The organism is Flavobacterium sp. AK-301 (genome assembly GCF_058310215.1).
In genome coordinates, this window is the sequence record NZ_JBZEES010000003.1 from 59,187 (window position 1) to 81,970 (window position 22,784).

23 protein-coding genes are annotated in these 22,784 nt (G+C 32.7%); 18 read left to right on the forward strand and 5 right to left on the reverse strand.

Going from position 1 to position 22,784, the window contains the following annotated elements; translation table 11 throughout:
- The first annotated feature begins 85 nt into the window (after nucleotides 1–85).
- From porW to atpG, 10 genes are all read left to right on the forward strand, one after another.
- Nucleotides 86–2,623 (forward strand): type IX secretion system periplasmic lipoprotein PorW/SprE, encoded by a 2,538-nt coding sequence (gene porW / locus AC4FQX_RS06115; RefSeq protein WP_491166796.1) that lies wholly within the window; start codon nucleotides 86–88, stop codon nucleotides 2,621–2,623.
- Between the two features lie 2 nt (nucleotides 2,624–2,625).
- Nucleotides 2,626–3,039 carry a bactofilin family protein gene (locus AC4FQX_RS06120; protein WP_491166797.1) on the forward strand — a complete coding sequence of 138 codons (414 nt, stop codon included), beginning with the start codon at nucleotides 2,626–2,628 and terminating at the stop codon, nucleotides 3,037–3,039.
- A complete protein-coding gene (locus tag AC4FQX_RS06125; RefSeq protein WP_491166798.1) occupies nucleotides 3,011–3,235 on the forward strand; it encodes an AtpZ/AtpI family protein in 225 nt (74 codons plus the stop codon). The genes AC4FQX_RS06120 and AC4FQX_RS06125 overlap by 29 nt, the downstream gene beginning before the upstream one ends.
- A 20-nt stretch (nucleotides 3,236–3,255) precedes the next feature.
- Nucleotides 3,256–3,645 carry a hypothetical protein gene (locus tag AC4FQX_RS06130; protein WP_491166799.1) on the forward strand — a complete coding sequence of 130 codons (390 nt, stop codon included), beginning with the start codon at nucleotides 3,256–3,258 and terminating at the stop codon, nucleotides 3,643–3,645.
- Between the two features lie 131 nt (nucleotides 3,646–3,776).
- Nucleotides 3,777–4,874, forward strand: coding sequence for a F0F1 ATP synthase subunit A (gene atpB / locus AC4FQX_RS06135; protein WP_491167149.1), 1,098 nt, complete (start codon nucleotides 3,777–3,779; stop codon nucleotides 4,872–4,874).
- Nucleotides 4,875–4,914: 40 nt separating this feature from the next.
- Nucleotides 4,915–5,115: an ATP synthase F0 subunit C gene (gene atpE, locus AC4FQX_RS06140; RefSeq protein ID WP_133712667.1), complete on the forward strand. Its 201-nt coding sequence runs from the start codon at nucleotides 4,915–4,917 to the stop codon at nucleotides 5,113–5,115.
- A gap of 84 nt (nucleotides 5,116–5,199) precedes the next feature.
- Nucleotides 5,200–5,691: a F0F1 ATP synthase subunit B gene (locus AC4FQX_RS06145; protein WP_491166800.1), complete on the forward strand. Its 492-nt coding sequence runs from the start codon at nucleotides 5,200–5,202 to the stop codon at nucleotides 5,689–5,691.
- Nucleotides 5,692–5,697: 6 nt separating this feature from the next.
- On the forward strand, nucleotides 5,698–6,231 hold the full coding sequence (atpH, locus tag AC4FQX_RS06150) for an ATP synthase F1 subunit delta (RefSeq protein WP_491166801.1): 534 nt from the start codon (nucleotides 5,698–5,700) through the stop codon (nucleotides 6,229–6,231).
- Nucleotides 6,232–6,269: 38 nt separating this feature from the next.
- Nucleotides 6,270–7,847, forward strand: a complete 1,578-nt coding sequence (gene atpA / locus AC4FQX_RS06155) for a F0F1 ATP synthase subunit alpha (protein WP_491166802.1) — start codon at nucleotides 6,270–6,272, stop codon at nucleotides 7,845–7,847.
- An 82-nt stretch (nucleotides 7,848–7,929) separates the two neighbouring features.
- The gene (gene atpG, locus AC4FQX_RS06160) at nucleotides 7,930–8,793 is read left to right on the forward strand and encodes an ATP synthase F1 subunit gamma (protein WP_491166803.1); all 864 of its coding nucleotides are present in this window, start codon (nucleotides 7,930–7,932) and stop codon (nucleotides 8,791–8,793) included.
- A gap of 75 nt (nucleotides 8,794–8,868) precedes the next feature.
- Here the strand turns inward: atpG and AC4FQX_RS06165 are convergent, their stop codons facing one another.
- The 3 genes from AC4FQX_RS06165 to AC4FQX_RS06175 all read right to left on the reverse strand — a co-directional run bounded on the left by AC4FQX_RS06165 (nucleotide 8,869) and on the right by AC4FQX_RS06175 (nucleotide 11,197).
- On the reverse strand, nucleotides 8,869–9,417 hold the full coding sequence (locus tag AC4FQX_RS06165; RefSeq protein ID WP_491166804.1) for a YbhB/YbcL family Raf kinase inhibitor-like protein: 549 nt from the start codon (nucleotides 9,415–9,417) through the stop codon (nucleotides 8,869–8,871).
- A gap of 89 nt (nucleotides 9,418–9,506) precedes the next feature.
- Entirely contained in the window at nucleotides 9,507–10,343 is an 837-nt protein-coding gene (locus AC4FQX_RS06170; protein WP_491166805.1) for a helix-turn-helix domain-containing protein, read from the reverse strand.
- Nucleotides 10,344–10,444: 101 nt separating this feature from the next.
- Nucleotides 10,445–11,197 carry a helix-turn-helix domain-containing protein gene (locus tag AC4FQX_RS06175; RefSeq protein ID WP_491166806.1) on the reverse strand — a complete coding sequence of 251 codons (753 nt, stop codon included), beginning with the start codon at nucleotides 11,195–11,197 and terminating at the stop codon, nucleotides 10,445–10,447.
- A 283-nt stretch (nucleotides 11,198–11,480) separates the two neighbouring features.
- Here AC4FQX_RS06175 and AC4FQX_RS06180 point away from each other — a divergent pair, with 283 nt between their 5' ends.
- From AC4FQX_RS06180 to AC4FQX_RS06205, 6 genes are all read left to right on the forward strand, one after another.
- Nucleotides 11,481–12,938, forward strand: coding sequence for a lipopolysaccharide biosynthesis protein (locus AC4FQX_RS06180; protein WP_491166807.1), 1,458 nt, complete (start codon nucleotides 11,481–11,483; stop codon nucleotides 12,936–12,938).
- A 123-nt stretch (nucleotides 12,939–13,061) separates the two neighbouring features.
- Nucleotides 13,062–13,496: a dUTP diphosphatase gene (gene dut, locus AC4FQX_RS06185; RefSeq protein ID WP_491166808.1), complete on the forward strand. Its 435-nt coding sequence runs from the start codon at nucleotides 13,062–13,064 to the stop codon at nucleotides 13,494–13,496.
- A gap of 53 nt (nucleotides 13,497–13,549) precedes the next feature.
- A complete protein-coding gene (locus AC4FQX_RS06190; RefSeq protein ID WP_491166809.1) occupies nucleotides 13,550–14,560 on the forward strand; it encodes a sugar phosphate nucleotidyltransferase in 1,011 nt (336 codons plus the stop codon).
- A gap of 17 nt (nucleotides 14,561–14,577) precedes the next feature.
- Entirely contained in the window at nucleotides 14,578–15,936 is a 1,359-nt protein-coding gene (locus AC4FQX_RS06195) for a tetratricopeptide repeat protein (RefSeq protein ID WP_491166810.1), read from the forward strand.
- A complete protein-coding gene (lolB1, locus tag AC4FQX_RS06200; RefSeq protein WP_491166811.1) occupies nucleotides 15,933–16,700 on the forward strand; it encodes a lipoprotein insertase outer membrane protein LolB1 in 768 nt (255 codons plus the stop codon). The genes AC4FQX_RS06195 and lolB1 overlap by 4 nt, the downstream gene beginning before the upstream one ends.
- A gap of 20 nt (nucleotides 16,701–16,720) precedes the next feature.
- A complete protein-coding gene (locus tag AC4FQX_RS06205; RefSeq protein ID WP_491166812.1) occupies nucleotides 16,721–17,962 on the forward strand; it encodes a murein hydrolase activator EnvC family protein in 1,242 nt (413 codons plus the stop codon).
- 119 nt (nucleotides 17,963–18,081) lie between these two features.
- Here AC4FQX_RS06205 and AC4FQX_RS06210 read toward each other — a convergent pair whose 3' ends face one another.
- Together AC4FQX_RS06210 and AC4FQX_RS06215 are read right to left on the reverse strand one after the other, a co-directional pair.
- A complete protein-coding gene (locus AC4FQX_RS06210; protein ID WP_491166813.1) occupies nucleotides 18,082–18,591 on the reverse strand; it encodes an acyl-CoA thioesterase in 510 nt (169 codons plus the stop codon).
- A gap of 76 nt (nucleotides 18,592–18,667) precedes the next feature.
- Entirely contained in the window at nucleotides 18,668–19,600 is a 933-nt protein-coding gene (locus AC4FQX_RS06215) for an HU domain-containing protein (RefSeq protein ID WP_491166814.1), read from the reverse strand.
- Nucleotides 19,601–19,703: 103 nt separating this feature from the next.
- Between AC4FQX_RS06215 and dprA the strand changes: the two genes are divergently transcribed.
- The gene (gene dprA, locus AC4FQX_RS06220; RefSeq protein WP_491166815.1) at nucleotides 19,704–20,807 is read left to right on the forward strand and encodes a DNA-processing protein DprA; all 1,104 of its coding nucleotides are present in this window, start codon (nucleotides 19,704–19,706) and stop codon (nucleotides 20,805–20,807) included.
- A gap of 203 nt (nucleotides 20,808–21,010) precedes the next feature.
- Nucleotides 21,011–22,702, forward strand: a complete 1,692-nt coding sequence (locus AC4FQX_RS06225; RefSeq protein ID WP_491166816.1) for an ABC transporter ATP-binding protein — start codon at nucleotides 21,011–21,013, stop codon at nucleotides 22,700–22,702.
- Nucleotides 22,703–22,784: the final 82 nt, after the last annotated feature.

Sequence of the window (22,784 nt, forward strand, 5' to 3'; positions counted from 1 at the left end):
AGAATATCAAAAAGAAACGTATTTTTACCCCCTCGTTTGTAATAAATGAAGTTTTTAAAAGTTTTAGAACATAATACGTTTTATATTGAGAACCAGTACGCTTAAATATTCTGTCCTTATCGGATTTCTCTTAGTTTTGATAGCCTGTTCTACCAAAAAAGATACTTTTGTAAGTCGTAATTATCATGCGGTTACGACAGAGTTTAATATTTTATATAATGGAAATATTGCTCTGGAAAAAGGAATTCAGAGTCTGAAAACGGAATATAAAGACAATTTTTGGGAGATTTTACCCGTAGAAAGGCTCCATGTAAAGGAAGAAATAACAATCTATGCAGACAGTACTAAGAGTGGCGATTTTATAAAAGCAGAAGAAAAAGCAGTAAAAGCAATCCAAAAACATTCAATGAATATTGCCGGAAATGAGAAAAACCCACAAATGGATGAGGCTCATTTACTGTTGGGAAAAGCAAGATATTATGAACAACGTTTTATACCGGCATTAGAAGCATTTAATTATATTCTGTATAAGTATTCTAACAGCGATAAGATTTATGAAGTGAAAGTCTGGAGGGAAAAAACAAATATCCGAATGGATTATAACGAACTGGCGATAAAAAACCTTAAAAAATTATTAAATGATATTCGGTTTAAAGACCAGACAGTTGCCGATGCAAATGCTATTCTGACTCAGGCATATTTAAATATAGAAAATAAAGATAGCGCTGTAGTTAGTATAAAAAAAGCTACAGAATTTACAAAATCAAATGAAGAAAAAGCAAGATACCGATTCATTCTAGGTCAGCTTTATGAAGAAGTTAATAAACAAGACAGTGCTTATATTGCCTATCAGTCGGTTATTGAAATGAAAAGAAGATCTCCGAGAAGATACGTTATACAGGCGCATGCAAAACAAGCTCAGTATTTTGATTTTGAGAATGGCGACAAAGAAGCCTTTATAAAAAAATATAATGATTTATTAAAAGACAGAGAAAACCGACCTTATTTAGATATACTGAACCATCAGGTAGGGTTATTTTATCAAAAACAGGATAAAGACTCCTTAGCAGCTGTTTATTACAATAGATCATTACGTTCCCCATCAGAAGATACTTATTTAAAAGCATCCAATTACAGAAATTTTGCAATAATAAATTTTGATAAGGCAAATTATCCTCTTGCAGGTCAGTATTATGACAGTACTCTGGTTAACATGAGTTCTAAAACAAGAGAGCACAGAGATATTAAAAAGAGAAGAGAAGATCTTGTTGATGTTATTAAATATGAAGATGTAGCAAAAGTAAATGACAGTATTTTAAATGTTGTTGCGCTGTCAGAAACAGAAAAAATCAAATATTTTCAAAAATATATAGATAAGATCAAAAAAGAAGATTTTCTTAAAAAGAATGCCAAAACTATTGTTTCCAGTTCTAATAATTCTGTTCAGAGTTTCATAGGAGGAGGTTCGTCGTCAAGTTCATTCTTCTTTTATAATCCAGCAACTGTGGCATATGGTAAGAGTGAGTTTAAGAAAAAATGGGGAAACAGAACGTTAAAGAATAACTGGAGAAGATCAAAAATACAAACTGTATTTGATTTGGAAGAAGATAATACTGCTCATGATATTCCTGTATCAGATGTCAAAGAAGAAGAAAACATTAAATATACTGTACAATACTATTTAGATCAGTTACTGACAGAACCGAGAAAAATAGACAGTATTAATCGAGAGCGAAATTTCGCTTACTATCAACTGGGGTTGATTTATAAAGATAAATTTAAAGAATATAATTTAGCCGCCGATAAGTTAGAGAAATTGCTGACCTATCATCCGGAAGAGCGATTAATACTTCCAACAACATATAATCTTTATAAGATATATGAGATCATAGATAAAAACAAAGCAGAGCAGGTTAAACAGAATATACTGAGTAAATATCCGGGAACAAGATATGCTCAGATCATAAGTAATCCGGGAGGAAATATTATAGCCTCGTTAAATGATCCCGAGGTAGTATATGTTAAGTTGTATAAGAAATACGAACAAGAAGACTATAAGACTGTTTTAAATGAGATAGATCCGTTGATAGAACAGTTTTCTGCGGATGATATTATTTCAAAATATGAATTGCTAAGAGCAAATACAATCGGTAAATTAAAAGGACTAGAAGAGTATAAAACGGCACTTAGTTCAATTGCTCTGAATTATCCGAATAGCGATGAAGGAAAACAAGCGATAGATTTACTTAAAAATGACATTCCTCAATTAGAGAAACTGGAATTTGATCAGTTTCCGGTGATTAGTTGGAAAGTAATTTATAAAATAGAAGCGAATGATGGAAATAAAATAAAACACATAGAGGAACAGTTAACCAAATTTATTGCAGATCAGAAATATTATAATCTAAAATTATCATTAGATAATTATATGACAGATGAAAAATTTATTGTAATACATGGATTTAATATAGAAGAAGAAGCAAACGGATTTGTTTCAACATTATTAAAAGAAAACAAAAAATATAAGATAACAGATACTGCATACGTTATCTCAAATGATAATTATAAAATTGTTCAAATTAAAAAGAATTTCACCCAATACCTAGAATTTAAAAATAAATAAAAATGTTTGATAAATCGAATAAAAAAAACACAACAGATCTTTCCGGAAAAATAAACAGAATTGTAGAAGGAACAATAATGGAGGGGAATATTACCTCACAGGCTGATTTCAGAATAGACGGAGATTTAATAGGAAATTTTAAATCTACAGGAAAAGTAGTTATAGGATCTACAGGAAAAGTAATAGGAGATATTATATGCGCAAATGCAGATATTGAAGGCAAGTTTGTCGGCAAAATCGATGTTTCAGAGATTTTGAATGTAAAATCAACAGCACAAATGCAAGGAGAAGTTCTTATTGGTAAACTATCTGTAGAGCCTGGAGCTCAGTTTGTTGTAACTTCATGTAAAATGAAAGATGGTTCAAAGCCACTTAATCAGAGAGAAATTGAAAAACCAGCAGGGAAAACCGCTTAATCAGTATATTCGATTTTCAGGAATAGCACTTCAGATGGGAGTGATTATTGGTGCAGGAACTTATTTGGGAGTCTGGCTTGATAAAAAGCTCCCAAATAATTTTTCTGGCTTTACTGTTTTTTGTTCATTATTAGCTGTTTTTCTTTCTTTATTTATAGTTATAAAACAGTTACAGGATATGAATAAAAAAAATTAAATTTAGAACCACAATAATTAATGAAATCAGAAGTATTAAAATTCTTAAAATACCATATTCTTTTTACTCTTTTCACAGGAAGTATCCAGTATTTCATAATGGAATATGCTCTGAGAGATCAGGCGTTTTATTATAATGCTGTTTTGATCTATGGCTTTCTGTTTCTAGTAACAACATTGTTATATTTCTCTGTTTTATACATTAATAAGCTTTTTTCTGAATATACAGGATATGCTTTTATGGCAGGTAGCGTCTTTAAGATGATATTCTCCATTTTATTTTTATTACCGATTATAATGAAAGGTGACAGATCCTATGTTGCTGATATAATTGCTTTCTTTATACCCTATTTTTTATATCTGTTTTTCGAAACCGTTTTCGTAGTTAAACTGTTGCAAAATCAAGAATAGTGAATCGGTTGATTTATAGTAAGATAATAGTCTGCATTTTTTTTTCTCATTAGCCGTTGATTATAAATTAAATATTTTACCTTTGCACCAAATTTTACAGACTATAATTTCCAATTTTTAAGTAAAAAATGATGACCGCAAAAAAATTCATGAAGTATTTATCTGCCTTATTGATGATCTTGATGCCTTTTATTACAATGGCAACTGATGAAAATCAAAATCACGACAAAGAATCTGCAGATTTTGATGCAACAGAGTTAATTCAGCACCATATTGCTGACTCTCATGATTTTCATATTTTAGATTGGGACGGTCAATCCTATTCTTTACCTCTTCCGATTATTCTTTGGACAGATAATAGATTAGTTACTTTTTTATCAAGCGAATTTCATCATGATGATACTGCTTCAGTAGTAGTAGAAAAAGAAGGACAACAGTTTGTTAGATATCATGGAAATATTTATTATGCAAGTGCTTTTACAGATAAGAATGAAGGAGGGCATATTGAAGCACCTTCAATTTTAGATTTTTCAAAAAGACCCATAAACTTCTCAATTACAAAAAATGTATTCTCGCTAGTATTATCTGTAATTTTAATATTAGTCTTGTTTACAGCCGTAGCACGATCTTATAAGAAAAACAGCGGAGCTCCGAAAGGATTATCAGGTTTCCTTGAACCATTGGTAATATTTGTAAGAGACGAGATCGCTGTTCCTAATATTGGAAAAGAAAAATATGAAAAATTCATGCCTTACCTGTTAACTGTGTTTTTTGTTATCTGGGTAAATAACTTATTTGGACTGATTCCTTTCTTTCCATTTAGTTCAAACCTGACAGGAAATATTGCGTTTACATTCGTTATGGCAATGCTTACGTTTTTAATTACGATATTTAGCGGTAATAAAAATTACTGGGGACATATATTCAATACACCAGGTGTACCATTTTGGTTAGCACCAATCATGATTCCTGTAGAAATTATGGGAATGTTTACAAAACCTGTAGCATTAATGATTCGTTTATTTGCTAACATTACCGCAGGTCACATTATCATTTTAAGTTTAGTTTCATTAATATTTATATTCCAGTCTGTATTCATTTCACCCGTGTCAGGAGCATTTGTGTTATTTATGAGTGCTTTAGAAATATTAGTGGCAGCTTTACAGGCATATGTGTTTACACTGTTATCAGCATTATTTATAGGGCAGGCAGTGGAAGACCATCATTAATTATTTGAGTTTTATTTATTAACTATATAAATTTTTTACTATGATTTTAGCTGGAATTGGTGCTGGAATTGCTGCTTTAGCAGCAGGAATTGGTATCGGAAAAATTGGTGGATCTGCAATGGATGCTATTGCTCGTCAACCTGAAGCAGCTTCAAAAATTCAGACTGCAATGATTATCTCTGCTGCACTTATCGAAGGTGTTGCTTTGTTTGCTGTGGTTGTTGCACTAATCGCAAAATAATTTTTGAAAAAATATATTATCCTGTAACGGTTGGTTACAGGATAATATCTTACATTAAAAAAAACAAATTAAAGCTAATATAATATGAATTTTGTAGCACCTGAGAGTTTAATTTTTTGGACAACAACTATTTTTATTGTTTTCTTTTTCTTACTAAAGAAATATGCATGGAAACCTATACTGGGAGCAGTAAAAAGTAGAGAAGAATCAATTAATACAGCATTAGCTTCTGCAGAAGCAGCTCGTAAAGAGATGCAGAATCTTAAAGCAGATAACGAACGTATTTTACAGGAAGCACGTGCAGAACGTGACGGTCTTTTAAAAGATGCCCGTGAAATGAAAGATAAAATGATTGCAGATGCAAAACAGGAAGCACAACTACAAAGTGACCGTATGATTGAGCAGGCAAAAGTGGCTATCCAAGGTGAAAAAAATGCAGCTATGGTTGAATTAAAAGCACAAGTATCAACCCTTTCTCTTGAGATCGCTGAAAAGTTATTGAAAGAAGAATTATCTAACAAAGAATCTCAGGTAAAGCTAGTAGAGAAAATGTTAGGTGTTGTTACGCTAAACTAATTCATTATGTCAAATACAAGAGCAGCTATTCGCTATGCAAAGGCAATTTTAGACAGAGCTAATTCAAAAGGAGTTACTCAGGAGATTAATAATGATATGGTATTAATTGCCTCAACAATAAAAGATAATAAAGAACTGAATGATTTCATTCAGAATCCTACTATAAGAGTCGAAGTAAAAGCAAATGCCTTACAGGAAGTTTTCTCAGGAATCAATGCAGAGACCAAGGGATTATTCCGCTTACTGTTAAGTAATAAAAGATTTGAAATTTTAGAACAAATAGCAAAACAATACAGTATTTTATTTGATCAGGAAAAAAACATAGAAATAGTTAAAGTAACAACAGCTTTTCCAATTACTTCTGATATAGAAACAAAAGTTTTAGCTAAAATAAAAGAGTTTTCAAATAAATCGATTATTATTCAGAATATTGTAGATCCCCTGATCATAGGAGGTTTTATTTTGAGAATAGGCGATAAACAATATAATGCTTCTATAGCAAACAGATTACAAATATTAAAAAGAGAATTTAGTAATTAGTTTTACCACACGAATGAGTGTATAAATTATAAATTAAGATGGCGGAAATTAAACCTGCTGAGATTTCAGCAATATTAAAAAAGCAATTATCAGATTTTGAATTTGGTGCTACGCTAGAAGAAGTAGGTACAGTACTTCAGGTGGGTGACGGTATTGCTCGTGTTTACGGGTTATCCAATGTTCAGTACGGAGAGTTGGTAGAGTTCGAAAATGGTATGGAAGGAATGGTACTTAATCTTGAAGAAGACAACGTTGGTGTCGTACTTTTAGGACCATCTGTAGGTATCAGTGAAGGATCAACTGCAAAAAGAACACAACGTATTGCATCCCTTAGAGTAGGGGAAGAAATGGTAGGTCGTGTAGTAAACACACTTGGTTTCCCGATTGATGGAAAAGGACCAATAGGAGGAGAACTATATGAAATGCCTTTAGAACGTAAAGCACCGGGAGTTATTTTCCGTCAGCCGGTTACTGAACCATTACAAACAGGAGTAAAAGCAGTAGACGCTATGATCCCTGTAGGTCGTGGACAAAGAGAATTGGTTATTGGTGACCGTCAGACAGGTAAAACAACTGTTTGTTTGGATACCATCTTAAATCAAAAAGAATTTTATGACGCAGGTAAACCCGTGTTTTGTATATATGTTGCTATTGGACAAAAAGCTTCTACAGTTGCTGCTATTGCAAAAACATTAGAAGAAAAAGGCGCTATGGCTTATACTGTGATTGTTGCAGCTAACGCTTCCGATCCTGCTCCAATGCAGGTGTATGCTCCTTTTGCAGGTGCTGCAATCGGTGAGTATTTCCGTGATACTGGTCGTCCTGCTTTGATTGTTTATGATGATTTATCTAAACAAGCAGTTGCATATCGTGAAGTATCATTATTATTACGTCGTCCACCGGGACGTGAAGCATATCCTGGAGACGTTTTCTATCTTCACTCAAGATTATTAGAACGTGCTGCTAAGGTAATTGCAGATGACGATATTGCTAAAAACATGAACGATTTACCAGATTCACTGAAACCGATCGTTAAAGGAGGAGGTTCTCTTACTGCTTTACCGATTATTGAAACACAGGCTGGTGACGTTTCTGCGTATATTCCAACTAACGTAATTTCGATTACTGATGGTCAGATCTTCTTAGAATCAGATTTATTTAACTCTGGTGTAAGACCGGCTATTAACGTAGGTATTTCTGTATCTCGTGTAGGTGGTAACGCTCAGATTAAATCAATGAAAAAAGTAGCAGGAACATTAAAACTGGATCAGGCACAATTCCGTGAATTGGAAGCATTTGCTAAATTCGGTTCTGATTTAGATGCAGTTACTTTAAATGTTATTGAAAAAGGAAGACGCAACGTTGAGATCCTGAAACAGGCAATCAATGATCCGTATACAGTTGAAGATCAAGTGGCGATTATTTATGCCGGTTCTAAAAATCTATTGAGAACAGTTCCTGTTCAAAAAGTAAAAGAATTTGAAAAAGATTATTTAGAATTCTTAAATAATAAACACAGAGAGACTCTTAATGCTCTAAAAGCAGGTAAATTCACAGATGAAATTACTGATGTTTTAGAAAAAGTAGCAAAAGAAGTATCAGCGAAATATAAATAATTTAAGATTTTAGTAATGAGAATTGAGTAGTGAGAGAAGATCTCAATTCTTAATTCTCATTACTCAATACTATATCAATCAAATGGCAAACTTAAAGGAAATCCGTAATAGAATTGCTTCCGTTTCATCGACAATGCAGATTACAAGTGCGATGAAAATGGTTTCTGCTGCAAAGCTAAAAAAGGCACAAGATGCCATTACAGCAATGCGTCCTTATGCTGAAAAACTAACAGAATTGTTACAAAATCTGAGTGCAACTTTAGAAGGAGACAATGGTAGTAAATATGCTGATCAGAGAGAAGTAAACAAAGTTCTTTTAGTTGTAATCACTTCTAACAGAGGGTTATGTGGAGCCTTTAATGCTAATATTATTAAAGAAGCTAAAAACATAAAACAATCTGTTTACCCAGATAAGCAGGTAGATTTTGTTACCATTGGTAAAAAAGGAAATGATATTATCAGCAAAACAGATAAAGTAATTATCAGTAATAATGATATTTACGATCATTTACATTTTGATGATGTTGCTTCAATTGCAGAGAAATTAATGCAGTTATTTGTTGACGGAAGCTATGATAAAATCGAATTGGTATACAATCAGTTCAAAAATGCAGCCACTCAGATCGTTATGAACGAACCGTTTTTGCCAATTGTTCCAATAGTAAGTGAAGTAGCTGAAACAACTGTTGATTATATTTTTGAACCGTCAAAAGAACAAATCGTAGAGGAATTAATCCCACGATCTTTAAAAACACAATTATATAAAGCGATTAGAGATTCTTTTGCTTCAGAACATGGTGCTCGTATGACAGCAATGCATAAAGCAACCGATAATGCAACTGAACTGAGAGATCAGCTGAAACTGACTTATAATAAAGCCCGTCAGGCTGCCATTACAAATGAAATTTTAGAGATTGTCGGTGGTGCAGAAGCATTAAACGGATAATCCTTAAATAATTTTACAATAAAAAAGCCGGTAAAACTAAGTTTTATCGGCTTTTTTATTGTAAAATTTATCAGTTTATTTTTTATAATATGTTACAATACTTGCTTTAGCAATAGTATTCATTGATAGATTATATCCTACAATTGCTGGATTTGTAGTAGCATCTAAACCCAGTTTGTCTATTTTTAAAGCGTGTACAGTAATTATATATTGATGAAAACCATGATTTTCAGGAGGACAAGGTCCACCATATCCTGCCACACCATAATCTGTAATACTCTGAATAGCTCCTTTAGGAGCAAGATTTAAGGCTATATTTCCTGCATTTATTACCAGTTCGTTGCTGTTAGCCGGAATATCAAATACAACCCAATGCCACCAGCCACTCCCCGTTGGTGCATCTGGATCATACATGGTTACTGCAAAACTTTTAGTGCCTTCCGGAGCATTAGTCCAGGATAATTGAGGTGACTGGTTTTTACCGATGCATCCAAAGCCATTAAATTCTTCTATTTCCGTAGCTTGTCCGCCTAAATTTTTACTACTTAAAGTAAATGTCTTTTGAGCAAATAAGGACGTTGTTGTAAATAGTAGGCAAACCAATGTTAAATTAATCTTCTTCATCTTTTAAATCTTTTAAGTTTATAATACAAAATTAATTCGTTATATCATTTTGTGCTATTTTGAAAAGTTCTAAAAGTGTTGACAAAAGGTCATTTTTTTTGAAATTTTTTCGGTGTACTATTGTATTTTTTTTTGAATGCTTGGATAAAACCAGATAAACTTTCAAACCCAACTTCCATATAAATATCAATGGGACGTTTCTTTTTTACATTTAATAAGTAAGCAGAATATTCTAATCTTTTTTCCTGAAACCATTTAATAGGACTTGTTTGATAGCGTTGTTCAAAATTTCTTTTAAATGTAGAAGTGCTCATATTACACAAAAAAGAAAGTTCTTTTATTGTCAGATTATTCAGCTTATTACTTTCTATTACATCTGTAAAATACCTGCTTTGACTATCTTGATAAGAGAGTATATTAATTAAAAAATCAGCTCCGTTTCGGTGTAACAAATAAGTCATTATTTCCTGAAATTTACTTTGTAATAAACTTTCCTGGAGTGATTTATCATATTGTTTTATCTGAATCAGACTGTTTACAAAATGATGAATGTAGCTATCATATTGATATATTTTATAAGGTTTTGACCTTGTATTATTGTTTTTTTCAATATTATTTTTTTGTAAAAAATCCAATAAAACATCATCAGTAAAAAAGAATAATATACTTCGATATATATTAGTTTCAGAAAGATTTTCGGTCATTAAACAATTACCGGATTTTAATAATAAAAATTGATTTTTATCTATTTGAATTGCTTTATCTTGTGCAATGAGCTCTTTTTCTCCTTCTAATAAAAAACTAAGAACATTCATATTTAACATTATCTTATTCTTTACAGAAGAATTAGTAGTATAATAATCAAAAATTTGAATATCATTTTCATTGCCAATATTTAAATCAGAAGGAAGTTGCTGAATGTCCATGATGTGGTATTCTTGAAGTTACGTACCTAAGATTAAAGCGGAAAAGCCTCGATGGTAACCTGCAATATAAATATTTTTTTAGAATTTGAAAACTGAAACTTTTATTTTTTTGTAATATAACTAGGTGGAAATCCAAAAGTTTCTTTAAAGATTTTGCTATAATGAGCACTGTCTGTAAACCCAAATTGATGTGCAGTCTTCGTTATATTTTGAGTTGCTAAGTAATTAAAAGAATTCCAGATTTTATTCCATAGTTGTATTCTTCTATACGATATTCCGGTCTTTTTTTTAAAAAGATGTAGAAACCTGCTAGGAGAAAGATGACATATTTCTGCTATTTTTTCCAGAGGTATTATTTCATTAGAATGTTGTTCCAGATAAGCAATAGCTGTCTTTATTCTGTCATCATTAAAATGATCATCATCTGGACATTCGCATAAGGTGGTTTTTAATAATTTTCTGATATTTTCCGTTAAGATTGTAAAATCAATTTCAGAATTACTATATTCCAGCGCGTATTTTTTTAATTTAGAAGTAAAGTCATTTGTAAAATTAGAAATGTCCTTTTCCTGTGATGAAACAGAGTTTAAATAATGTCCTATAGAAGAAGTTGGAGAAATTAATAACATTAATTGAGTATCCTGACAGCTCATATTATGTAATGCGTTGTTTTTAATAATACAGTTTTCGTATTCAGTAGGGTTATTATTTTCGTCAAACAGCGTTATTTTTCTATTTATAGTAATGCTTATTTGAGTAGCAAAATGTCGATGAGGAATATTATCAGAAAAAGTTCCGATAAAAAGCCCCCAATTTGTATCAATGAATATTTTTTGTTCCGGTAGATTGTTCATTATAAACTGTATAGTGTTTTAAACTATAACTTTAGTATTGTATTTTTAGTAAAAACATCTGTTATCAAAGCTACAAATAAAAAAAAGAACATATTTCCATTTCTCAACAATCTAAAAATAGTATTTACTAATTTCATCAAAAAAGAGAAAAGAGAAATATAAAATATATTTTCAATCGAAATAGTAAAATAATATGTGTTTATTGGTGGTTTCAGTCCTAAGAAACAAAAGAAATGGTTATTTTTGTCCAATCTCATATTTATAAATAAATAACGGTTAAATTTTGGGTCTATATAAACGTCTTTTTAAACAAACAGCTATTTACGGACTTGCTACGGTTTTGCCCAGAATGTTTAGTTTTATACTAGTTCCAATCTACACCCAATATTTACCTACAGAAGAATATGGAAAGGTTTCCGTTATTTTTGCGTGGATGATGTTTTTTAATGTTATTCTGGCTTATGGAATGGAAACTGCTTTTTTTAGATTTTACAATGACGATCATGATAAGAAGAGTGTAATTGGAACCTCTACTCTGAGTATCTTCTGGACTTCAACTATCTTTTTGTTTTTAGCTTTGATTAATCGAAATATTCTGGCAGATCTTTCACGTATTGATACAGAATACATTACATACACGATTTGGATTTTGTTTTTAGATGCTTTGGTAATTATTCCATTTTCAAAACTAAGAGCTTTGCAGAGACCTGTAATGTATGCAATTATAAAGATAGGAAATGTAGTTGTTAATCTGGTATTGACTATTTTCTTTATAATTTATTTACCTAAAATAGCACAATCCAATCCAGAAGGTTTTTTAAGCACCTTATATATTGAAGATTTTCAGGTAGGTTATATTTTTGTAGCGAATGTAATAGCCAGTTTATCTACTTTTATAGTGTTATCTCCTAATTACTTTCATATTCAGTGGCATTTTGATTTTAAACTGTTAAAGAATATGCTAAAATATGCAATACCGGTTATGATTGCCGGAATTGCTTTTGCTATTAATGAACATTTCGATAAGATCTTATTGGAATATATTTTACCAAAAGATATTGCGGCAGATCAGGTGGGTATTTATTCAGCCTGTTATAAACTGGCCGTTTTTATGGTTTTGTTTAGTACTGCTTTCAGATTAGGCATTGAGCCGTTTTTCTTTAGTTATTCTAAAAATGAAAACGCACCACAAACGTATGCAATGATAACTAAATATTTTGTAATTTTTGGATCGCTTATATTGTTGGGAGTCATTGTTTTTTCAGATATTTTAAAAATACTGCTGATAAGAAATCCGGCTTATTGGGAAGCAATGGATGTTGTTCCATTGATAATTGTGGCTAATTTCTTTTTAGGAATTTACCATAATCTGTCAGTTTGGTATAAACTGGTAGATAAAACAATAGTAGGAGCTTATATTTCCATTGTAGGAGCAGTTATTACTCTGATACTTAATTTCTCCCTGATTCCGGTTTGGGGTTATGTAGGTTCAGCAGTAGCAACGATTGCAGCTTATGGAAGTATGATGCTAATCTCTTATTTTATGGGAAATCGATTTTATCCGATTCCGTATGATATAAAAAAGATAAGTGCTTATTTAGGAGTGTCCATTTTATTTTCCGTTATTTCATTCTATGGATTTAGAGGTAATTATTATATAGGGATTACATTATTAGTTCTCTTTTTTTATTTTATTTATCATAATGAGAAAAGCACATTGAAGCGTATTTTTAATAAATAGGTATACACAGTAGAGATGCACAGCTGTAGAGATGCACAGCCGTGCATCTCTATAACAACAATAATATGGCAGGTTTACCACAGATATAATTTTTTAGTTTTGTAGAACATTTAATTTTAGATTATGATTATTAATATTATCAATACATCACAACATCCGTTACCAAATTATGAAACCATTGCTTCTGCAGGAATGGATTTAAGGGCAAATTTAGACAGTCCGGTCGAATTAAAGCCTTTAGAAAGAGCAATTATAAAAACAGGATTGTTTATAGAATTACCCATAGGTTATGAAGCACAGGTAAGACCAAGAAGCGGACTGGCTGCTAAAAAAGGGATTACGGTTTTAAATAGTCCCGGAACAGTTGATGCCGACTATCGCGGAGAAATTGGTGTAATTCTTGTTAACCTTTCCAATGAACCTTTTGTTGTAGAAAATGGTGAACGTATTGCGCAGCTGATTATTGCGAAACATGAGAGAGCAGAATGGTCAGAAGTTAGCGAATTAACAGAAACTTCCCGCGGTGAAGGAGGTTTTGGAAGTACAGGAGTAAAATAAACTAAAAACAGCGGTGTTTTTAATCTATATATAATTATAACAGAAAAGAAAGAATGAAGATAATCGTACCTATGGCAGGACGTGGTTCCCGTTTACGTCCCCATACCTTAACCGTCCCAAAACCATTAATTCCTATAGCAGGAAAACCAATAGTACACAGATTGGTAGAGGATATAGCGAGTGTTATTAATCAGAAAATAGAAGAGATAGCTTTTATCATTCATAAAGATTTTGGAAATCAGGTTCCAAAAGATTTGGTTCTGATTGCAGAAAAGTTAGGAGCAAAAGGGACCATTTATTATCAGGATGAACCATTAGGAACCGCACATGCTATTATGAGTGCTAAAGAATCGATGACAGGACCCATTGTTGTGGCATATGCTGATACGTTATTCCGTGCCGATTTCTCTTTGGATACATCGGCAGACAGTGTTATCTGGGTGAAACAGGTAGAAGATCCGAGCGCTTTTGGCGTAGTGCAGTTAAATGATAAAAATGAAATTATTGATTTTGTTGAGAAACCAAAAGAATTTGTTTCTGATTTGGCAATTATCGGGATTTATTATTTTAAGAGTGGAGAAACCTTAAGAAAAGAATTACAACATTTGCTGGATAATAAGGTTGTTAAAGGAGGAGAGTATCAGTTAACAGACGGATTGGAGAATATGAAAATAAAAGGTCTTAAATTCGTTCCCGGAACGGTGTCTGAATGGATGGATTGTGGTAATAAAAATGTTGCTGTAGAAACCAATTCCCGTATGCTAAATTTTTTACATCAGGATGGTAAAAATTTAGTTTCAGATACTGTAACTTTAGAGAATGCTACAATCATTCAGCCTTGTTATATTGGAGAAAATGTTGTGCTTAAAAATGCTACAATAGGACCAGACGTTTCTTTAGGAGATGGATGTGTTGTAGAGAACAGTACGATAAAAAATAGTCTGATTCAAACTTATGCTAAAATAAAGAATGCAAATTTAGATAATGCAATGATTGGAAATCACGCTTCTTTTGATGGTAAGTTTACAAATATAAGTATTGGAGATTATTCTGTTTTGGAATAGATTTAATGTAGAATAATATGAAGGTGTTTAAATATTTTTTTCCCGGTTTAATTTTTGTAGGATTGTTTTGTCATCCGATTACTGTTTTGTCACAGGAAGCACCGGAAGATGTTGCTATTGTTACAGATAATTTTCAAGATGCTTTCTATGAAGCCTTAAAGCAGAAAGCAATAGAGAATTATGATAAGGCAGTTTTATCTCTGGAAAAATGTTTACAATTACAACCTGATAATGCTATTATATACAATGAATTAGGGAAAAATTATTTTGCACAGAAAAAATATGAAAATGCAAGACAGTCTTTTCAGAAAGCAACAGATTTAGACCCTAAAAACAGATGGTATTGGGTAGGATTATACGATGTTTATTATCAGACAAAAGACTATGATCAGTCCATTATTGTTGTCAAAAAGCTGGTTGAATTTAATAAAGAATACAGAGAAGATCTGGTATCGCTTTATATGTATACCCAGCAGTTTGATAAAGCATTAGAACTGATTGGTGAACTGGATGAAACATCCGGAAAATCACAAGCGAGAGAGATCTATAAAAAGCAAATCTCAAGTAGTTCAAAATTTCAAGGATCTGAAAAAGAATACTATGAAGCACAGATTAAGAAATTCCCAAAAGAAGAATCAAATTATATTTCTTTGATATTTCTTTATTCTGAAAGTAATGAGGAAGAAAAAGCGTATGCCGTTGCAAAACAACTGGAAAAAGTACTTCCAAATTCAGATTGGGTTCAGGTTAGTTTATTTAAGTTTTATCTGAATAATAACGATGCTCAGAAAGCAATACAATCAATGAATCAGGCATTAGCAAGTGATAAAGTTGATAAAAAGATAAAACACAGGATACTGAATGAATTTCTGATCTTTGCCGGTAATAATCCTGAATATGACTATGCTTTAGAACAGGCGATAGGTTATTTAGAAAACGATACTGAAGTTCAGGTAACAAAGCAAATAGGAAAGTTTTATTTCAAGAAAAAGAACTGGACAAAAGCAATTCATTATTTTGAAGTGAGTTTAGAAAATCAGGCAGAAGATATGGAATCCATGTTGTTTTTATTTCAATCCTATGCTGAGAGCAAACAATTTGAGGTTTTATCCAAAAAAGCAGCAACCGCAATAGATTTTTTCCCATTACAACCGGAATTATATTATTATGCAGGTTTAGCGAATAATGCGCTTAAAAATTATAAAAAAGCAAAAAGTTTTCTTGAAACAGGATTGGATTACTTAGTGGATAATACAGGTCTGGAAATCAATTTTAATGTCCAGTTAGGAGAAGCTTACAACGGACTGGGAGATACAGTAAAAAAGGAACGTTATTTCCTGAAAGCAGACCAATTGCTAAAACAGAAAAAGAAATGAAAAAAGGAATAGCAGTATTAATTTTTTTGGTGATTGCTTCCTGTAAGCCCAAATCTTTTGTGGCAGAGGTTGGAGCAGATAAAGATTTGAATTCAGCAAAAATAATTAACAGTCATTATAAAAACAAAAAAGATTTTTCTACTCTTTATATTAAGGCTAATGTACGTTATAAAGACAATAAACAGTCCCAGAATGTAACTGCTGAGATGAGGCTGAAAAAAGATGAGGCAATTCTGGTAAGTGTCCGATTTCTTGGGATTACAATGGCAAAAGCATTGATAACTCCAAAAGAAGTGAAGTATTATGAAAAAATAGGCAAGAGTTTCTTTGAAGGAGATTATACTACTTTAAGCAAATGGCTGGGGTCAGAATTAGATTTTGATAAAGTACAGAATATGCTTTTAGGAGAAGCAATGGATAATTTAAAGAAAGAAAAATATATATCTTCAATAGAAAATGAGTTGTATAAGCTGGAGAATAAATCAAAAGGGAATACCAATAAAACTTTCTATTTTGAAGCAGGAAACTTTCTGATCAAAAAACAGGAAATAGAACAGATAAGTCCTCAGAGAGATCTGACTGTTTCATATTTAAACCATAAAGAATATTCTCAGGCAATTTTACCTATAAATATGGTTATTGAAGCCTCTCAGAAAGGAAAAGAGACTACAATTAAATTAGATTATAATACGATTACTTTTGATGAGCAGTTTTCTTTTCCATATAGTGTTCCGGAAGGTTATGAAAGAGTTTTTATTGATTAAATTTGTATAAATTATTAATTATGTCAAAGTATCTTTTTAGTTTATTTCTTTTTTGCATGACAGGTCTGTTGTGGAGTCAGTCGGATCAGCAAAAGAAGCTGGAAGAGCGTAAAGCGCAGATTCAGAAAGAAATACAGGTATATCAGAGCCTGTTAAAGACAGAAAAAAGCAAAGAGAAGTCCGTTCTGACGAAAATTGATGAGCAGAATGCAAAAATACGTCTGACAGAAAAATTAATAAATAATACACAACAACAAGCAGATCTTCTGGATAATGATATTCATAAAAATCAGAACCAAATACAAGAGCTGACAAAAGAGCTTCAGAAATTAAAGGAAGATTATGCTCAGATGATCGTAAAGTCCTACAAAAGCAGGTCAGAACAAAGCAGAGCAATGTTTCTGCTTTCGTCAAAAAGCTTCCTGCAGGCTTATAAAAGAGCTCAGTATATGAAGCAATATGCTAATTACAGAAAGATGCAGGGCGATGAGATAAAAGTAAAATCTGATAAGCTGGTAATATATAATAATAAACTGGCTACTCAGAAAAAAGTAAAAGAGAGACTGATCACGGATAATGAAAAGCAAAAAACAGCATTAGAGAAAGATAAAGGGAATCAACAGGTTTTAATAAAAACCATCAAAAAAGATCAGAAAAAATATCTTACAGATATAAAGAAAAAACAACAGGAATCTGCTACTATTGACAGACAGATTCAGAAACTAATAAGAGAAGCTATTGCCGCTGCAAATGCTGCCGCTGCAAAAAAAGCAGGTAAAAAAGAACCTGCAAAAACAGCTTCTTCTTCTGTAACTTTCAATCTGACTCCCGAAGCGAAAGCACTGGCTGCTGATTTCAGAGCTAACAGAGGAAAACTTCCGTGGCCGGTAGAGAAAGGATTACTGACATTAGGTTACGGAGATCAGCCGCATCCACTCCAGAAGACTTTAGTTGTTCATAACAGTGGTGTCGAAATTACTACTGAACCGGGAATGACCGCTCGGGCAGTATTTGGAGGAGAAGTATTAACCGTACAGATATTATCTGCTAATAACAGAGCTGTTTATATCCAGCATGGGAATTTTATCACGGTTTACCTGAATCTTGAAACGGTTTCAGTAAGTAAAGGAGATAAAGTATCTATAAAACAGAAAGTAGGTAAAATACATACCAATCAGGCAACTGGAAAAACAGTACTGAAGTTTTTGGTGCTTCAAAACACGAATATGCTGAACCCACAACAATGGTTAATTAATATGTAATAAAAAAGGAGTCTGATCAAGACTCTTTTTTTAATAAAATAAGCAGGTCTCTTTGGTTGACCGGATAAAATTATATTATTGTAAGTTTAGATATTTCTAAAAGTCTAAAAATACTGTTTTTATAAAAATAATGCTTTTAATTCTGTAGCATCATGAGGGTTCATTTTTCCGGCTAATACTAAACTTAGCTGTTTTCTTCTTAAAGCAGCGTCATAGCGTTCCTTTTCAAGTTCTGTCTGAGGTTCTATTAGAGGAACTTCAACAGGTTTTCCAAGATCATCTACAGCAACGAATGTGTAAATGGCTTCATTTGCTTTAGTGCGAATACCGGATTCTCTTTCCTCAATCCATACATCAATATAGACTTCCATAGAGGTTTTAAAACAACGGGAAACTTTTGCTTCAATAGTTACAACACTTCCTAAAGGAATAGCCCGGTTAAAAGCAACATGGTTAACAGAAGCCGTTACAACAATCTGTCTGGAATGTCTTCTTGCGGCAATACTTGCAGCTCTGTCCATTCTGGCTAGTAATTCTCCTCCAAACAGATTGTTTAAAGGGTTCGTTTCACTAGGGAGAACAAGATCGGTTAGTATTGCTATAGAATCAGAGGGGTATTTTGGAGTCATATTGTTGTATTTGTAATGGGATTATTATGGTTCAAAGATAAAAAAACCTGAAATAAATCAGGTTTTCTCTATTCTTTTATTGCTCATCAATCAGAAGCCAGGCTTCGGGATTATGTGTTTTCTGTGCTTTATTCAGTACTCTCTGAGCTTCTGTATAGGTTGCAAAACTACCATATAAAACAGGATATAATCCGTGTTTGTTTTTTTCAGTTCTTCTTGCTTTAAAACCTAATTTTGTCACGTTCGCATATTCCTTTTCAGCATTAGCTTCTTCTCTGAAAGCACCTGCAACAACATGATAAGGTAGTCTTTCTTCTTTTACTGTAAGTGTAACAGATGGCAGAGGATTACTGATAAAGAAAGTGGCTTCTTGTAGTTTGTTTTCTACTTCTTTCTGTACTGCTTTTTCAACCATTAATGTTTTACTTTCAATACGATTTTCACGCAATTTTAAGCCAACAGTAGTGATTCCTAAAGTAATAACAAGAATAGCTGCATATTTTAAATAGGAATGGGAACTTTTGGTTTCCGGAGTAAAAATGATGGGTATTCTCTCTTCCAGAACTTCTACCTGCTGTTTATAAACCTCTCTCTTTACAGAGGGAGAAACAAAAGAAGTTAAGCCGAATGAAGCGGTAAGATAATTCGGTTGCTGGGCTGCTTCAAAAACTAAATTGTTTTCAGTATTCAGAGAAAGTATACCAATATTTCTAATGATTAAGACCTCCCTGTTCTGAAGTGTTTTTTTCCAGGAAAGTACTTCTTTATGGATAGAAGTTATTGCTTCTTCATAAGAAATGTTTTCTGCCTGAGAAATGTGATTTGCCAGTAATCCATCATTATTTTTTAAATGAGTATTAAAAAACAATGCTTTTTTAGGCGGATAGAAAGCATTTGTACTTTCAGAAAGCTGAGCAGACTGTATCTCTGTCAAAAAAGCACCAAAGCCAGGAATCGTAACGCATTGATAGCGATATAGTAACTGTGATATGTAATGTTCTATCTTCATACTAACAAAGTTAAATATTAAGCGATGTAAACAAAACATTGTTTGTAAAATTTATTAACAATATGTAGGTTAAATTTTATATCTTGAACTTCAAATAGTTAATATGGAAGAAGAAGATTTATTTTATACATTGGCATTATTAAAGGTAGAAGGAGTAGGTGATATTGTTGCTAAAAAATTACTGGTACATTGTGGTAATGCTAAAGCTGTTTTTAATGCAAAAACAACTCAGTTGGGTGCGATTGAGGGGGTAGGCACTGTTTTAATGAAAAAACTGAAAGAGAAATCTGTTTTTGTAGCAGCAGCAACAGAACTGGACTATATTAAAAAAGAGAAGATCAAGGTTCTTTTTTTTCAGGATGAAGAGTATCCGGATCGGTTAAAACATTGCATAGACGGACCAGTCTTATTATTTACTTCAGGTACAATAGACCTGAAAGAAAAGAAGATCATCAGTATTGTAGGTACCCGGCAGATTACCTCTTACGGAACGGATTTTTGTAAAAAACTGATTCGGGATCTGGCACCTTTAAATCCGGTTATTGTTAGTGGGTTTGCTTATGGAGTCGATATTGTTGCTCATCAGGTAGCTATGGAGAATAATTTACAAACTATTGGAGTTCTGGCGCATGGTTTAAATCAGATTTATCCCAAAGCGCATAAAAAATATATTTCCGGAGTAGAAGAAAATGGAGGTCTTATGACGGATTTCTGGAGTTCTTCTAATCTGGATAAAGAGAATTTTGTAAGAAGAAACAGAATCATTGCAGGAATTTCCGAGGCAACGATTGTTATAGAATCGGCAGACAGAGGAGGTTCTTTAATAACAGCAAATATGGCATATGATTATAATCGGGATGTATTTGCCGTACCTGGTAGAATAAGTGACAAATATAGTCAGGGATGTAATACTTTAATTAAAACACAAAAGGCAGGTTTACTTACGGATGCCACAGATCTGATTTATATGCTTAACTGGGAATTGAAACAGGAAACTCAAAAGCCGATTCAGAAACAGTTGTTTGTGGAGCTAGAACAGAATGAACAAAAAGTATATGATTTTTTACAGAAAAAAGGAAAAGAAGTATTAGATGTTATAGCATTACAATGTGATCTGCCTGTTTATAGAGTATCTTCTATGTTGCTTACTATGGAATTAAAAGGAGTGATAAGACCTATGCCGGGGAAATTATTTGAAGCTATTTAGGGATGATATTTAGAAACAAGAGGAAAGAGCCAAGAAGAAAGATGTAAAGTATTCAGTTTGCAGTACTCAGTTGCAGTATTCAGGAAACCTTTGCGAACCTTGCGTAAGTCTTTGCGTTCATTGCGGTTAAAGACATTCAGAATATATTCAGTAAACTAATAACTATCCACTATCAATTAAAAACTATCAATTATATTTGTAGTATGAGTAAAAGCCCTCTTTTAACGGTTGAAAAGATGACCATTTCTTTTAAAAAAGAGAAGGGTTTTGAGCCTGTCGTTCAGAATATCAGTTATGTTTTGAACGAAAATGAGATTTTAGGGATTGTAGGAGAATCCGGTTCCGGAAAATCGGTTTCTTCCTTAGCAGTTATGAGATTATTGCCGGAGCGAATTTCAAAGATAACAGAAGGTAAAATAGTATATAACGGAACAGATCTGACTCGTTTATCCGAAAGAGAATTTAGAAAAATAAGAGGAAAAGAGATTGCTATGATTTTTCAGGAACCGATGAGTTCCCTTAATCCTTCATTGAAATGTGGTTTTCAGGTTCAGGAAATGCTTTTACAACATTCCAGACTATCTGATAAAGCAGCAGAAGCAGAAGTACTTTCTTTGTTTGAAAAAGTAAAATTACCCAATCCCGAAAAGATATTTGACAGTTATCCGCATCAGATAAGTGGTGGACAAAAGCAACGGGTTATGATTGCAATGGCAATTGCCTGTAAGCCAAAAATACTAATTGCAGATGAGCCTACAACGGCTCTGGATGTAACCGTTCAGAAAGAAATAATACAATTACTGAGAGAGTTACAGAGAGAGACCGGAATGAGTATTCTGTTTATTTCACATGATCTGGCGCTGATTAGTGAGATTGCACAACGTGTTTTGGTAATGTATAAGGGAGAGATAGTAGAACAGGGAGAAGCAGAACAAGTAATCCATCATCCGCAACATATTTATACGCAGGCTTTAATTAGTTCCAGACCTTCTCTGGAAGTAAGAGTAAAGAGATTGCCTACGATTCAGGACTTTCTAAATAACACTGCAAAAACAGAAATTATTACAGAGGTAGATAGAGCCGTTTTTCATAAAAAGTTATACCGTCAGAAACCGCTTTTAGAAGTTATTAATGTCGAAAAAGAATATTTTTCATCTGTTGGGGTTTTTGGTAAAAAGACGGGATTTAAAGCTGTTAACGGGGTGAGTTTTAAACTTTATGAAGGAGAAATATTAGGTTTAGTAGGAGAATCCGGTTGTGGAAAATCTACACTAGGAAATGCTATTTTGCAATTGGATAAAGCTACATCAGGACAAATTTTATATCATGGACATGATATAACTAAACTGAATAAAACAGAGATTAAAAAATTAAGAAAAGAAATCCAGATTATTTTTCAAGACCCTTTCTCTTCACTGAATCCCAGAATTCCGGTTGGTAATGCCATTATGGAACCTATGGAAGTACACGGTCTGTATAAGAACAGTAAAGAGCGAAAAGAAAAAACAATAGAGATTCTTGAAAGCGTTGGCTTAACAGCAGAACATTTTAACCGTTATCCACATGAGTTTTCAGGAGGGCAACGTCAGCGTATCGGTATCGCGAGAACGATTGCTTTAAAACCGAAGCTTATTGTATGTGATGAATCTGTTTCGGCACTGGATATTTCGGTACAGGCTCAGGTACTGAATTTACTGAATGATCTAAAAGAGAATTTCGGATTTACGTATATTTTTATTTCACATGATTTAGCAGTTGTAAAATATATGTCCGATCAGATTTTAGTAATGAATAAAGGTAAAATCGAAGAAATAGCAGACGCAGATGTTTTATACAGTCATCCACAAAAAGAATATACCAAAAAGCTGATCGCTGCAATCCCAAAAGGGAAATAGAAATTTAAAAGAAGTAAGAGACAAGAAGAAAGATCTGAAGTATTCAGTAAGACAGTATTCAGTCGCAGTTTTACGTTGAGAA

Excerpts from the sequence above, each read along its gene's own strand:
- AC4FQX_RS06175 (WP_491166806.1), bottom strand. The coding sequence starts at position 11,197 with ATGAACAATCTACCGGAACAAAAAATATTCATTGATACAAATTGGGGG.
- atpH (WP_491166801.1), top strand. The coding sequence starts at position 5,698 with ATGTCAAATACAAGAGCAGCTATTCGCTATGCAAAGGCAATTTTAGAC.
- AC4FQX_RS06120 (WP_491166797.1), top strand. The coding sequence starts at position 2,626 with ATGTTTGATAAATCGAATAAAAAAAACACAACAGATCTTTCCGGAAAA.
- lolB1 (WP_491166811.1), top strand. The coding sequence starts at position 15,933 with ATGAAAAAAGGAATAGCAGTATTAATTTTTTTGGTGATTGCTTCCTGT.
- AC4FQX_RS06210 (WP_491166813.1), bottom strand. The coding sequence starts at position 18,591 with ATGACTCCAAAATACCCCTCTGATTCTATAGCAATACTAACCGATCTT.
- AC4FQX_RS06225 (WP_491166816.1), top strand. The coding sequence starts at position 21,011 with ATGAGTAAAAGCCCTCTTTTAACGGTTGAAAAGATGACCATTTCTTTT.
- AC4FQX_RS06165 (WP_491166804.1), bottom strand. The coding sequence starts at position 9,417 with ATGAAGAAGATTAATTTAACATTGGTTTGCCTACTATTTACAACAACG.
- AC4FQX_RS06195 (WP_491166810.1), top strand. The coding sequence starts at position 14,578 with ATGAAGGTGTTTAAATATTTTTTTCCCGGTTTAATTTTTGTAGGATTG.
- atpG (WP_491166803.1), top strand. The coding sequence starts at position 7,930 with ATGGCAAACTTAAAGGAAATCCGTAATAGAATTGCTTCCGTTTCATCG.
- AC4FQX_RS06130 (WP_491166799.1), top strand. The coding sequence starts at position 3,256 with ATGAAATCAGAAGTATTAAAATTCTTAAAATACCATATTCTTTTTACT.
- AC4FQX_RS06145 (WP_491166800.1), top strand. The coding sequence starts at position 5,200 with ATGAATTTTGTAGCACCTGAGAGTTTAATTTTTTGGACAACAACTATT.
- dut (WP_491166808.1), top strand. The coding sequence starts at position 13,062 with ATGATTATTAATATTATCAATACATCACAACATCCGTTACCAAATTAT.
- dprA (WP_491166815.1), top strand. The coding sequence starts at position 19,704 with ATGGAAGAAGAAGATTTATTTTATACATTGGCATTATTAAAGGTAGAA.
- atpB (WP_491167149.1), top strand. The coding sequence starts at position 3,777 with ATGACCGCAAAAAAATTCATGAAGTATTTATCTGCCTTATTGATGATC.
- AC4FQX_RS06215 (WP_491166814.1), bottom strand. The coding sequence starts at position 19,600 with ATGAAGATAGAACATTACATATCACAGTTACTATATCGCTATCAATGC.
- AC4FQX_RS06205 (WP_491166812.1), top strand. The coding sequence starts at position 16,721 with ATGTCAAAGTATCTTTTTAGTTTATTTCTTTTTTGCATGACAGGTCTG.
- AC4FQX_RS06190 (WP_491166809.1), top strand. The coding sequence starts at position 13,550 with ATGAAGATAATCGTACCTATGGCAGGACGTGGTTCCCGTTTACGTCCC.
- atpE (WP_133712667.1), top strand. The coding sequence starts at position 4,915 with ATGATTTTAGCTGGAATTGGTGCTGGAATTGCTGCTTTAGCAGCAGGA.
- atpA (WP_491166802.1), top strand. The coding sequence starts at position 6,270 with ATGGCGGAAATTAAACCTGCTGAGATTTCAGCAATATTAAAAAAGCAA.
- AC4FQX_RS06170 (WP_491166805.1), bottom strand. The coding sequence starts at position 10,343 with ATGGACATTCAGCAACTTCCTTCTGATTTAAATATTGGCAATGAAAAT.